The sequence below is a fragment of the Novipirellula methanifontis genome (assembly GCF_052161655.1).
Taxonomy (GTDB): Bacteria; Planctomycetota; Planctomycetia; order Pirellulales; family Pirellulaceae; genus Novipirellula.
In genome coordinates this window covers 4,947,918-4,961,075 of sequence record NZ_CP197418.1, presented here as the reverse complement: position 1 = coordinate 4,961,075, position 13,158 = coordinate 4,947,918, and the positions used below count along the sequence as shown (strand labels likewise).

12 protein-coding genes are annotated in these 13,158 nt (G+C 52.5%); 9 read left to right on the top strand and 3 right to left on the bottom strand.

Annotated features, from left to right (window positions below):
- Positions 1 to 143 precede the first annotated feature (143 nt).
- The 9 genes from SH528x_RS18075 to SH528x_RS18035 all read left to right on the top strand — a co-directional run bounded on the left by SH528x_RS18075 (position 144) and on the right by SH528x_RS18035 (position 9,065).
- Positions 144 to 1,967 carry a calcium-binding protein gene (locus tag SH528x_RS18075; RefSeq protein WP_442511869.1) on the top strand — a complete coding sequence of 608 codons (1,824 nt, stop codon included), beginning with the start codon at positions 144 to 146 and terminating at the stop codon, positions 1,965 to 1,967.
- A 29-nt stretch (positions 1,968 to 1,996) separates the two neighbouring features.
- On the top strand, positions 1,997 to 2,155 hold the full coding sequence (locus SH528x_RS18070; protein WP_442511868.1) for an SEC-C metal-binding domain-containing protein: 159 nt from the start codon (positions 1,997 to 1,999) through the stop codon (positions 2,153 to 2,155).
- Positions 2,156 to 2,456: 301 nt separating this feature from the next.
- Positions 2,457 to 3,038 (top strand): nicotinamide riboside transporter PnuC, encoded by a 582-nt coding sequence (gene pnuC / locus SH528x_RS18065; protein ID WP_442511867.1) that lies wholly within the window; start codon positions 2,457 to 2,459, stop codon positions 3,036 to 3,038.
- A complete protein-coding gene (locus tag SH528x_RS18060; RefSeq protein WP_442511866.1) occupies positions 3,035 to 4,015 on the top strand; it encodes an AAA family ATPase in 981 nt (326 codons plus the stop codon). The genes pnuC and SH528x_RS18060 overlap by 4 nt, the downstream gene beginning before the upstream one ends.
- Positions 4,016 to 4,434: 419 nt before the next feature.
- A complete protein-coding gene (locus tag SH528x_RS18055; protein ID WP_442511865.1) occupies positions 4,435 to 6,222 on the top strand; it encodes a hypothetical protein in 1,788 nt (595 codons plus the stop codon).
- A 173-nt stretch (positions 6,223 to 6,395) separates the two neighbouring features.
- Positions 6,396 to 6,920 (top strand): endonuclease V, encoded by a 525-nt coding sequence (locus SH528x_RS18050; protein WP_442511864.1) that lies wholly within the window; start codon positions 6,396 to 6,398, stop codon positions 6,918 to 6,920.
- The gene (locus tag SH528x_RS18045) at positions 6,917 to 7,228 is read left to right on the top strand and encodes a phosrestin (protein ID WP_442511863.1); all 312 of its coding nucleotides are present in this window, start codon (positions 6,917 to 6,919) and stop codon (positions 7,226 to 7,228) included. Before SH528x_RS18050 ends, SH528x_RS18045 begins: the two co-directional genes overlap by 4 nt.
- Before the next feature lie 418 nt (positions 7,229 to 7,646).
- Positions 7,647 to 8,531 (top strand): TIGR02452 family protein, encoded by an 885-nt coding sequence (locus SH528x_RS18040; RefSeq protein ID WP_442511862.1) that lies wholly within the window; start codon positions 7,647 to 7,649, stop codon positions 8,529 to 8,531.
- A 66-nt stretch (positions 8,532 to 8,597) separates the two neighbouring features.
- Entirely contained in the window at positions 8,598 to 9,065 is a 468-nt protein-coding gene (locus SH528x_RS18035; RefSeq protein ID WP_442511861.1) for a rhodanese-like domain-containing protein, read from the top strand.
- 491 nt (positions 9,066 to 9,556) lie between these two features.
- Here SH528x_RS18035 and SH528x_RS18030 read toward each other — a convergent pair whose 3' ends face one another.
- From SH528x_RS18030 to SH528x_RS18020, 3 genes are all read right to left on the bottom strand, one after another.
- Complete coding sequence (locus SH528x_RS18030) at positions 9,557 to 10,351, bottom strand: hypothetical protein (protein ID WP_442511860.1); 795 nt, start codon at positions 10,349 to 10,351, stop codon at positions 9,557 to 9,559.
- Between the two features lie 114 nt (positions 10,352 to 10,465).
- A complete protein-coding gene (locus tag SH528x_RS18025; protein WP_442511859.1) occupies positions 10,466 to 11,017 on the bottom strand; it encodes a hypothetical protein in 552 nt (183 codons plus the stop codon).
- Positions 11,018 to 12,476: 1,459 nt separating this feature from the next.
- Entirely contained in the window at positions 12,477 to 12,962 is a 486-nt protein-coding gene (locus SH528x_RS18020) for a hypothetical protein (RefSeq protein ID WP_442511858.1), read from the bottom strand.
- Positions 12,963 to 13,158: the final 196 nt, after the last annotated feature.

Sequence of the window (13,158 nt, the reverse complement as noted above, 5' to 3'; positions counted from 1 at the left end):
GACCCGTACAGGACGATGCGAGCTGTTGGACCAGTGTATCACACGAATTCGCGTCTCTCCCATTCGTGATGTAACAATGCAATGCGATCCCCGCTCTAGTTAGTAACCATTTTCTAACTATTTGCAGAGCCCGGAGAAAAAGCATGTTGTCCAAACACCGTCGAATGCCGCGTACGAAGAGCCAGCGAACCACATCCCGCAAGAATCTACGACTCGAATCGCTCGAGCGTCGGGAAATGATGGCCGGTGACGTGTCCGTGCTAATGAATTCGGGAACATTGCACGTGCAGGGTGACGATCAAGCTAACGTTATTGAAATCCAGCAGCTGCGGAACGGCGATTTTCGAATTTCGTCCGAGGATGGCGGAGCGACGAAGATCAACGGTCGCAAGTACGTCGATGTTGACGGACGCTCGGTGAAATCGATGATGATCGACATGGGCGAGGGCGATGACTATTTCTACGCCCACGACTTCGATGTGTTTGATCTCGGCGTGCTGTTCGGCAACGGCAACGACGCCGCAGACATCATGCGGATCACGACCCGCGACGACCTGACGATTGATTCGGGCGACACGGGTGACGACACGTTCGCTCTGATTTCAAGTCAAATCGGTAGCGACGCGGTGGCCAACAATGACTTGACCATTCGGGGAAACAGCCAGTCACAAACCGCAGTGATCACCGACGTCGTCGTGCAAGACGACGTGTACGCCTATCTGGCAAGCTCTAATTTCGAATCCGACTCGCTGTTCATCCAGGACCTGACGGTGGAAGGGGAATCGTACGGAGGCTTGACAAGACTGCGGGCCCAGGTGATTAATGGGGGGAGCATCGATGTGACCGGCGATATCGACATCGACTATGCCGGCACGATCGATCTGCACGATCTTTCGGCGAGCGACGACATCTGGGTGAACACGACCAACGGCAACGACCAAATCGAATTGGACGTCACCAACGTGAACGACCAATTTGTCATCTACGCCTACGATGGTCACGACGAAATATCGGTGACAAGCAACGACGGCGTGAAGGTCTATGGAGGAAACGGCAACGACACCATTCGTGGTGGCAGCGGCAATGACATGCTGATCGGCGGCAATGGTCACGACATCATCTTCGGCAACGCGGGCGGCGACGTCCTGCAGGGCGACGGCGGAGACGACGCGTTATATGGCGGATCGGGCGGCGACAATCTGGACGGCGGATCGGGCAATGACGGTTTGTTCGGCGGGTCCGATTTCGATCTGGTCGCTGGAGGAACGGGCGCCGATCGATTCCTGTCGTGGCTCACCGCTGGCCCCGATTCGAGTCCCTCTGATCCTGATACGCTGAAGGATGTCGACTCCGAGGATGCGACGATCAAATTCAAAAATGGCGTGACAGCGACGTATACGATCGAAGGAACGGACACGGCTTATCCTGGCAAAGACTGGTCCGATTCGGACGTCCAACGATTGGACTTCGCTCTGGCTGCACTTCATCGAGCCACGGACAACACAAGCTTGCTAAAGACGGCCGCGAAACAAGACATCACGTTCGAGCGATTTGCCGGCGAACTGCGAGGATTCAATAGCGGCACGCGAATTGTACTTTCCGACAAACAGTTCACTCGTACCGAAGACTATCTACGTTGCTATGTAGTTCATGAGATCGGACATTTTTGGGATGTCGAAAATCCGCACTGGAACGAGTTTCAATCGCTGAGCGGATGGACCCAAAAAGATACGAACCCGGACGCTTCGAATTACGACCAAGCTGGCAACGGGAGCGACTGGTACTACCTGAAGTCCGCGAATTTCAACAGTGGTTACGCAAAGAATTCGCCAAGAGATGATTTTGCGGAAGCCTTTGCAGCCTACTTTGCTGAAGCCGAAGGTTGGGACTGGTACTTGTCAGGCAATGGTGCCATCGACGCACCTGAAAAGGTCGAGTTGATCGAAAGCTGGATCAACGAGCTTTAGACGCCACTCGGAAATCACAGCAAGTCCGGTTGGGCAAATGCCTCAGCCGCGACTTCGATACGGCGAACTACCCGTTGGAAACGAAAGTCAAACGCGGAGTCCGAATGATCCAAGGCAAGCATCTCGAGGAAAAGCTTGGTCGCAAAGACCAATGCCCTCGTGGCAGCGGACAGCGATTCAAACGTTGATGCCTACGATCGGGGCGTCTGCGATTGCGTCAATCGGCACGACTACTTTTAGGGACGACGCCTAGCGAGTCTGTAGGCATTAGTCTGTACGGAAATCAAGAATCGTTGCGGAGCGATTCGATGATTCCGTGGGTAGTCCACCACAAAACGCCCGCAGGGTAGCAGTCCCCCTGCGGGCATTTTTCATTTAGAATCTTTGACGGCGTCAACTTGCATAGATTGAAACTAGAGACCAACAGCCTGTGGTGCTGTTCTTTCCAATCACGCCAAGGGCTTTGAAGATTCCGGGAAACGTGTCGTGATGAACTTAATCGAACTTACTGCGACCGGATTTGGTTTTCTATGCGTTGTGCTGACGATCCGCCGGAGTGTTTGGTGCTGGCCGACCGGACTGATCCAGGTCTTGTTGTTCATCATCATTTTTTACGATGCGAAACTGTATTCGGATTTGTTACTGCATGTGATCTACGTTTTTCTACAATTCTATGGCTGGTATTACTGGACTCGTGAAGATGCTGGCGACGAGGACCTAATCGTGAAGTCGCTTGCGCCATCATGGCTCGGTTGTTGGCTCGCCGTCACGGTAGCTGCAACGATCGGACTGGGCTGGGCGATGACCTCGTGGACGGATGCCTCGCTTCCCTACCCGGATGCGTTCACAACCGTGGCAAGTCTTGTTGCTCAGTTCTTGCTCGCTCGACGATACATTGAAAACTGGGGCTTCTGGATCGGTGTCGATATCGTTGCCATTTGGGTTTATTTCACAAAAGAGCTCAACGCGACTGCGGTGCTCTACATGACGTTTTTGATTCTAGCCAGCGTTGGGTTGGTGATTTGGAAAAAGCAGTTGGCGAAGCAAGGAACGGACGAGGTCGCTACGTGACATTGGGATTGACGTTAGGAAAATATGCACCACTGCATCGCGGGCATCAATTGGTGATCGAGCGTGCAATTGCCGAGAACGACCACACCATCGTAGTGATCTACGACGCACCGGAAGTCACGCCGGTTCCCTTGGAGACAAGGGCCGGTTGGATCAGGACATTGTACCCGAGCGTCGAAGTCATTCTGGCGATAGATGGGCCAACCGTTGTCGGCAAGGCCCCCGAGATTACCACACTGCACGACGCCTATCTGCGTCAACTCTTGAAGGACCGAGACGTCACGCATTTCTACAGCAGTGAGTTTTATGGGCATCACGTCAGTCAGGCGCTGGGGGCGATTGATTGCCGTGTAGACGAAGATCGAAAGCAAATTCCTATTTCCGGGACGGCAATTCGCCAAGAACCCTATCGATTCCGCAGCTATCTGGACCCGATTGTCTACATGGACCTAGTGACAAGGATCGTGTTTCTCGGTGCCCCCTCGACGGGCAAGACAACGATCGCTCGTGAATTGGCCAAACGTTTAAAAACGAAATGGGTACCGGAGTTCGGTCGCGAGTATTGGGAGTCGCATCACGTCGATCGTCGTCTAACGCTGGAGCAGCTCGCGGAGATCGCAGTCGGACATCGCGAACGTGAGGACGAGATCATTGCCAATGCAAATCGCTATCTGTTTGTCGATACCGACGCGACCACGACGTATCAATTCTCTCTCGACTATCACGGCGAGGCTCACCCGACAGTGGCGGAATTGGCGGACGCATGTCGTGATCGGTATCGACTTTGCTTCGTTTGCGACACAGACATTCCGTACGATGACACTTGGGACCGCAGTGGCGAAGTGCACCGCGAGGAGTTTCAGACGAAGATTGAGTCCGACCTCATTCGCCGAAACATCCACTTTATCAAGCTGTCTGGTTCGCTCCAGTGTCGTGTTAGCCGGGTCATCGAAAATCTAATGGCGTTAGACTCATGAACATCCAATCCTAGGGAACCAGCCATTCGGCTGGATCAGCAACTCGGCGAAACGACAACAGCATCTTGAACATCGGCGACTTCAGTGATCCCGTGTTCAACGTTCTCTCATCGTTTTTAGAAATCGACGCATCCCGCTTCGTCTGCGAAGTGGAATCAGTGGAACTGCAACGTGGGATAAGCATCCTGCTTGTAAAATTCGTCAGGTTAGAAGCCTAACCCACGCCGAAACGCCCGCTGAGGAACAATCCAATGCGGGCGTTCCTTAATTCACTGCCTTCCCCAGAGCCTCTACAGTTCAAGCAACCCTTTGCTCATACGCGAGGATAGTTAACCTTGCCACTCGTTCATTGATTTCGTTCAGCCGCACACGTAGGATATCGTCATTCGCAGCAACCAAATCTTCTCATGGGGCTTGCAATGAAATGTTTCCGCATCCCGATCGATTGTTGGGCGATCATGTTTGTCGCCCTGTTCGCTCAGGGCTTGTACGCAGAAACCGTCTCGGAGCTCATCGAGCAGCTCGTCGAAGTTGATTCACCCGACACCGGATACGGTCAGTACTTTTCTGGATCAAACTTCCTGCCGTATCACGATACCGAGCAATTGGGAACATTGATCATCGGTGCAACCGGCCGACAACGTTCGCCTGCCATGCAAAGAATCGTTGAGTCCGGATTCGATGCGGTTCCCGAGTTGCTGAAGCATCTGAGCGATGCACGCAAAGTCAAGCTTCCGCCGATTGAGTCTGGTGGTTTTATGTGGATCGCTTTCAACAACGAATATGACTTCAATCGTGCGACTACAAACATCGCACCAAAAGGCGTGAATCTCGATACATTTGGCGAATCGAAAAAACACCCAGATAGGCATGAAGTTACCGTTGGCGATCTCTGTTTCGTGGCGTTGGGGCAAATCTTCAATCGGAATTGGTCATCCAGTCGGTATCAGCCAACGGGAGGACGGATCATCAACTCGCCAACCTGGTCCAAAGAACAGAGGCAAGCCGTACTTGATGAATGGGGCACGCTGGACAGGGACGGGCATCGAAACAAGCTGATCGAGGACTTTCGGAATCCTGATTCTGAATATCGAGCGACCGGAGCTTACCTGCGATTGTCATTGTACTATCCGCAGGAGGTTGAGCCGCTCGTCCTGGAGTGGCTCAATCGTCCGATTCCTGATGGGCAGAAAACGTATGAGTTATTCGAGCAGCTCGCCGGAATCGACGACGCAGGAATAAGGAAACGCAACTTAGAAGCAATTCTTATTCAGCAAGGGCAACACTATCGTGATGCTTTGCAGACAGCGTTTTTTCGGCGGATCATCTCTGCCGACGTGAGGGAAGAGAACGGAATCGAACTGGATTCCGATGAGTTGCTGGCGCGAAGGATCCTACACGAAACATTCGACTGGCCGAAACCGGTCAAGTTCATGGACTGGATAAGAAAACCGATTTCGACGTTTGACAATTATGAGTTGGCTCGATTTGTCAAATCGCTGACGCATGATGATTCCGTGGCAGTGGGGCAAAGAGTCCAGGCCATGATGGAGTCGGAGAGGTTTAGAGACGACGACTACATGGTCGAGGCATGTTTGACGTGCCTGGCGAGTCGTTCGCAATTCGGAGACTATTTGGCCAAGCGGCTTCAGAGTCATGACTTTCAGACTGCAACGAAGATTGATTTTCCGCGCTCGTACCTAGCTGCTATTGCACAATCGAAGTCACCCGCCGTCAAAGAGCAGCTCACGAAGATTGCTCAATCCTCGAATGACCCTGATCTATTTCTGGTCGCAGCCAATGCGATCACAGAAGAGTCTTGGGCGCCAGTGTTGGTTCGTGCCAAGGACATTCTGAATGGCCTGCCACCAGACACCAAAGACGGTAAACAACTACTTAAGCTCATTGTCGAAAAGTCCTCTAGCGAGGCGGAAATGATCCTGTCGGACTTCCTCAAACCGAATACGCCATCGAGGTGTAATACGGTTTGTGAAGTTTTGTGGTATGGGAACCCGCTTTCCCAAAAGCTATTGTTGCCGTTGCTTGACGATGATCGCCCGATTCCGGGCTTTAGTGTTAATGTGCGCAATCGAGCAGCTACGGCCATCAGCCACTCGATCGAATCGATTCGATTCGACTCCGATTGGTCCAAGCAACAACGCGACGCATCCATTAAGAAGATTAAAGAATATTGCACTAATAGATAGTTCGTCGTGTGTTTCGCTGCAGGCCGTCCTCAAAAGTGTCGAGGCGATTGCAGAGTTCGCAAATCGCGTGAATCTCAATCAGGCTGGCTTGAGGAAAATACTGAACCGATGCGTGGCAATAGTGTCTCAGTTGACTGAAAACAATTGTTTGACCCAATCAACGTGAATCCAGCATGACAATCGCCTGCATCGACGTCGGCTACACCGATTCAGAATCCGATCCAACGACAGCAATCGCTGCCTGCACCGCCATCGCGGATTGGAAAGATGCCGTTGCGGCTTCGGAACACGTCATAAGTATTGCGAACGTCCGTGATTACCAACCCGGGCAGTTCTACTTGCGAGAATTGCCCTGCATCGAAGCCGTCCTAGCGGAACTCAAAACGCCGCCAAGTTTTGTCGTAGTTGACGGCTATGTTTGGTTGGACGATCAAGACCATCCTGGCCTTGGCAAGTATCTGTACGATGCCTTGAATCAGATCATTCCCGTGATCGGAGTCGCGAAGAATCCGTTCAAGCAATCACATCACGCTCACGCGCTACTCCGAGGCGGCAGTACGCGACCGCTCTACATAACGTCTGTCGGCATTCCTGTCTCCCAGGCAGCGAGCAACATCGCTGCCATGCATGGCCCCCATCGGTATCCGACCATCCTCAAACGAGTCGACCGACTTAGTCGAGGAGAACAACCAGCATGAATGATGCCCTCATACGCTTCGCCGACTTGCCGTGGATTGAAATTGCTCCCGGCGCGAGAGAAAAGCGTTTCACAGACGCAACCCAGGTGCTTCGATTGGTTCAGTTTTCGCCGCCCTTTCAAGAGTCCGAGCCCTGCATCAAGGCACATGTAGGATTTGTCGTCAGCGGCGAGTTTTCAGTCGAGTTCACCGATTCAAGTGTTCATTTTCGCGAGGGCGACGCACTCTCGATTACTGCCGGCCCTGCAACTGCCCACCGAGCGATCGTCACGCAAGAGGTAACCCTATTCCTGGTCGAGGCGACATAGAGGCGGCGAACACGGTACCAGTCGCAGTTAAGGAGACTTCGTGCGACAAATGATAGGGGATCAGTTTGCGATTCGACGGTTGTAGACTATGTGAGGTCGAATCAATCACTGACGGATTGTCGCTGATCGCTCGGAACGTCACATTGATAATGTGAGGCATTTCCCGCAACTAAAACGCAAAGATCGCGGAGCGATCAGCGACATTAATGATAAACTTTCCTTCAGGAGCGGTTTTCGATGCAAACGGCCGGCAAGTCGATACGGATCTCTCTCCTCGACCGGGATGCGTGTAGGCTACTCACCGACAAAACGCTGAACTGGCGTCGTAAATTGCTCGTGTCGCCACGGACCAAAATTGCCGAACTGGCGAAGATCGAGAATGGGATTTGCACGATCGAGTCGATGGTGAGGAGAAACGATGAATAAGCTGCGTTGCACTGCTTGTGTTGATTCGGATGAATTGGCTCGCAAACATCGAGGTTCTCTTGAGATACGGTACGAAATCGCGGAGTCGCTTGGACGCTCCGCTCTCGAAGCCATCGACAAAGGCAAATACCTGACCGATCACGGATTGGTCGACTGGTCAGCGGAAATTAAGGCGGCAAAGCGGGCCAAGGTCTCCATTCCGCCCGATGCACAACTTCCGAATGCGGAAGGACGATCGGTTGATGACGAGCATGAAGAGACTGTGGTGACCGTCGCCAACGAAACCACGCTGGCCGCCGCTCATGCGCTGGTCACAGAAGGGCGTCGACCGTTGGCACTCAATTTTGCCAATGGCGTTGAGCCTGGCGGTGGATTCTTGCGAGGCGCGACCGCACAAGAGGAAACGCTTTGCCGATCTAGTGCGTTGTACACCACGCTGTTTGGCGATCCGATGTACGAATTCCATCGCGACAACGATCCGGCCGCCTCAAGCGACTGGGCGATCCTCTCGCCGAACGTGCCAGTTTTCCGAAACGATGCGGGAGTGGAATGCGACAAACCGTGGCCGCTGGATTTTCTGACCTGTGCTGCACCGTACGCTCCAGCGATTGGTCGATTGGATGCTGAACCGATGCTCCGCAGGCGGATTCATCGCGTTCTTGCAATCGCCAGGGCCTATCAATACGAATCGCTGGTCTTGGGCGCTTGGGGGTGTGGCGCGTTTGCCAACGATCCGCTGCAAACGGCAAAGGATTTTCGCAGTGCACTCGAGGGAGATTTCGCCGGAGCTTTCGAGCGAATCGTTTTCGCGATCACGGATTGGTCGGATCAGCGTAGGTATCTGCGCCCTTTCTGCGAAGTCTTTTCGGAAGACTGACGCACTGGGGCGATACAATCAACTTGTGCACCCAACGGAAAATACGAAACCAGAAAATACCAAACGATGTCAATCGGCAACCTAATCATTCGACTTTGCGACAGCGGATTCGGAACCATCGAAGCGACACGTCGTTTTCTTAGGCGGCCCGAAGTTCGCACGATCTCGACGTCGGATCTTCGGTCGGCATTAAAGTCGGATAACACGCCACCGGTACTGGTCGATGTTCGCAGCGATGCGGAACAATCCGTATCAAGAATTCCGGGTGCAATCACGCAGCAGGAATACGAAGCGGAAGCGGACGCATTCGCGGGCCGGCAAGTCGCCGTCTATTGCACCGTGGGTGGACGCAGTTATCTGTACGCCCGGAAGCTGGTTACCGCCGGTGTCAACGCGACGAACTATCGCGACGGAATTCTGGGCTGGTGCCGCGATGGGCTACCGCTCGAATCCCCAGACAAGCAACCGACCACTGCCGTGCATCCTTACTGGAGAATCTTTCATGTGCCCGATCAGTACGAAGTGAAGACATGACGGATCATCGTAACGCCATGAAGGAGCCCTTGGGGCAGCTCACGTGATCCATCACATCGTGTGGCGTAGTCCAGAATCAGGGCTACTGGTGAGGCATCGACGCTTTAGGCCAGTTCCGCACGCAACAGTCAATACTGGGCCTGTGGCTAATCGTGGATCGCTAACATCGTATTTGCATTCAATCTATTCCGGCACCGCAACCCACCCATGGTCACGTGAAATGTTTAACGACGCGTCGAATTGCGGCAGGTTGAAGTACATCCATTGGAATACGTTCTCAACATCGCATTCGAGCTCGCACTCACGCGCGCCCGGGCTGAGACGTGTGCCGAGTTCGAGAAACGTCAGTGCATTTTGAAACCTAGCGTTCATGAATCGATAGAAGTCGAGTAAAGAAAGAAATCACGAGCGACAAGCGACAGCCTTGCAAACATACAAAAACGCCCTCCCATTCATCGTCCCATGATTTCATGGTTCTGCAAGCAGTATGTCTATAGGCTTCCCAACTTCCACTCTCCCCCGACATTGACGATAGGGAAAGTTCGCAGCTGATCGTTTTCAAACTTCAAATAAACTTCACCACTCATATCGTCGGCACTCCAAGGGAAGCTAAACGCAAACGAATCAAACGAACTAACTTCTCGCGTCAGTTCATCACGGTAATTCTTAAGAAGATTGTCCCACGATTCTCCTGTCGGAAGGCTAACGGAGTCAGCGAAACACGTTTTAAGCAATTCAATATCCTCGGTAGTGACTGCTTTTAGCCATTGTGTCGCTGGGAATGATGGCATCCATCCGCGAGATGTGAATGCACGATGTGCAAAATCGAGAGGGGTGCCAATTGTTGTGCCATCAGGAAGCTGAATCGCTGATCGGTACAACTTGTCAAAGTGACCTTCTTGGCCCAGCAGATGCTCGAATGATTCAGCCGATTCAAATTCAAGCAGTTCCAACGCGTTTCTCGCGTGCATGAGAAAGACGTTGTCACCAGCAACCATTCCGTCATGGCTATCATTTTTGTACGGCTCAGCCTGCGAAAGCGAGAGGATCTCTGCGAGCAGCATTGTTTTTTGCTGTTGATCGGAGAATTGGTTTCCAATCCATAAGTTTGTATTCGTAGCGTCATTCAAAACCTTGGCAACATTCAGGGCTTCCGCAATGCGTTTTTCGCACTCTGTAGCAGCTAGCAGTTGACGATGAGTGGATTCTCGATTCCCCAGCAACCAACCCGCCCCAAAAGCGGCCGCGATCAGGACGGTTGAAAAACTAACAAGCAGCAATTTCATCGGAGCAATTTACAATGCGAGAGAAAAATGTTCACGTGGCGGGCGCGGTTGATGTGGATTTCTCGACACACGCTGCCGCCCGCTCACATGCAACGCCTAGTTCGCCGGTGTACTTCATACGAACCGTTCGTGTAAGTACCGTGTGACATGAGCGGAATCGGATTCAGCATCGATGACGACGGAAATAGTGATAATGAAGTTGCGGTCGGAGTCACGCCAGTATGTCGAATGAGCGGCCCGTTCGTTGTCGACAATCCAGTCCGGACCACCACTCTTTGGCGATGTGAATCCAAGGTCCGCTATCCCAGTCGCCAAATGCGGAAACAGTTTATCGAGATTATCACGTGGCGACGCGTCATTAAGCGGGGCGACGATTCTTAGATCGTAGGATGAAAAGTTGTCGGCGTACCAAAGATTGCCTTGTTGAACCACGGATTCAATGTGTCCGGCGGGCGGATGAGATGATGTCTCGTTCGGCGGCAACACATGTTCAAAACCACTAGGGAGGTTCATCATGTTGGCGTCAAGTTGCTTCAGCAGAGCGAGGCGTTGTTTAACAAAACCATCGAGATCGGATCGGCTCGCGAATACGGTGTAAGCAAGCACTGTTCCAATCACAAGCACGGCGACAGCCAAAGCGATAAAATAAACGGTTCGTTTTTGCATGCGTGTGCCTCTGATTCAATTCGAGCCGACGAACGTTAACGATCACCGAGGTCAGGGAGTTGATTTTCCATCGCAAAAACGCGATGCCCGGTCCTTCGGGCGAGTCGAGCGGCGTCTCTGGGATGTCAGGATACGCTTTGTGTCCTCGGTTTGCCACGGATTTCTCGTTGGGGTGTCCCAATATTTGATCCCTCTCCAATAGATCCCAGTTCAACCGTCAGTCGCAACGCGACGAAAGGCTAAAGCCCCGGACGTGAGTCCGGGGAACCGTGCAAACACCCAGGCGTACAGTCGCGAAGCGACGGCAGGAGAGACCGAAACATCAGTACCGATGATGCGAAGAATCGGAAATGGAGAGGGTAGGAATATGGAGGGAGGAAGATGAGGCACCAGACATCAGCTTTTTTCCAATCTTTCTGTCGCATCAGTCTTTCTGTCTGCCGCGAACTTCGATCTACGACGGCATCAATCGGTAACGACGATTGCCGCAGGGTTGGTTGACTGCCGATTCGAAACGAGGCATCGCACTACCATCACACGGCAGGACACTTACGAGGAAAGGTTAAAAAATCGCAGGTTAGAAAATAAGAAGCGATTGCTTAAACAAACTGGGACCGAGCAACGATTACGTTTCTGGGTGGTAATGAGCGTCTCAACATGATGGGAACACTTTTCTGCACTACTCGCACACGAATGACGCTGTGGAATGGGGCCGCCCTGCGTTCAACAGGCGTCAGTCTGTCCGGTTTGCCGAACCGATCGCTTCACAATCAGGCCGTAGTCGAGTGTGTCGCGAAAGGTCAGTCAGGTAACGAGACTATCGGGGTTACGGGGCGAGGAGAGGACTTGACCTCAGAACCGACTGCGCGGAACCCTCCCATCCACCGATTTGTATTTGCCGTAGCGTGCATCCGATCCGTGGCGACCCCCATCCTGGTCAAGCTTGAGGAACATTCGAATCCTCGGCGATGAGCGAACTCGGTTGAAAAGTCCGTTGAACTCGGTATAGCCCCATTTCGATTTACCGTTTTCCATGTGACCTTAATCGCATTACGAATCGGGTTCGGCATCGTATTCGGAAAGGTAGATTTCCAGGTTTGATCCGATGCACATTTCCATCAGTTTCCGAGTAATCGGTGGACCGCCGCCCGTTGCATTCAAGCGAACAGTGAAGCCGACGTCGGCACCCCGATGATGCGAAGAATGGAGTTCTGTCGGGTTGGCGACCAACCACTCTTCGAGTGCCTCAATTTGAGTACGCAGATCCCATGAGCCTCACGCGATTTCGATATGGTTCTGGAAGCGGTCGTCAACAATACGGCGTATGATTACGGGCATGTCGGTCATGTCTCGTTTGGTTGAGGCAAATAACGACCGAAATCACGTGGTTGCGGCCGAGTGACTCACCGTGTGGAAAGGGGTGACTCGCAACTCGCATGAATTTCTTTGTTCGTTAATTTTAATACCTTGGCGCAAATACAGCATCCCTGTAGTCCAACGAAAAATGGATTCCTTTCGTCGGAGCCCGCAATTCAGTTGGGATTCGGTCGTGTTCCAATTGTCGATCGAGCATGGTAGGCGAGAAACCCACGACAGCTGATTGGTAATAACCCGACAGCAATCGTGACTCTATTTGTCGAAGTAATTGGAGCGCTGGAACAAACATCTTGGCTGACTCGAATTCAGCATACAATTTGACCGGATCTAACGCCCAATATAGAAATGACGCTATTCCACGATCGCATAGTGGATGATCGAGGATCAAGGAAAAGTCGCCGCCTTCTGGATTGAGCGGAATGATAAATGACGCAAACCAAAGTTCCTCGACGGTTTCTATTGCGTGGTACAGGCGTTCGAGGTTTGCATTGCTATCAGCCTCCGTATCGGCTGCCCATTCGTAGGCATGAATGATCTGCAGACGTTCTCGTTGCGACTGTTCAAGCATGATTGATTCGACGAATGCCCGAGGTCACCTGGCACGAACGGAAAAGTGACCACTAGAAAAGCAGTTTTTTTAATTACTCGTGTGCACCGGCACGGTTCCTCACACACGTTGCACCCTGATCCACTGCCGAGCACTCCTGACCGGGTCGCCGCCGATCCGCCTCCCATTCAATTCCGACCCGATCGGGCACTCCGGT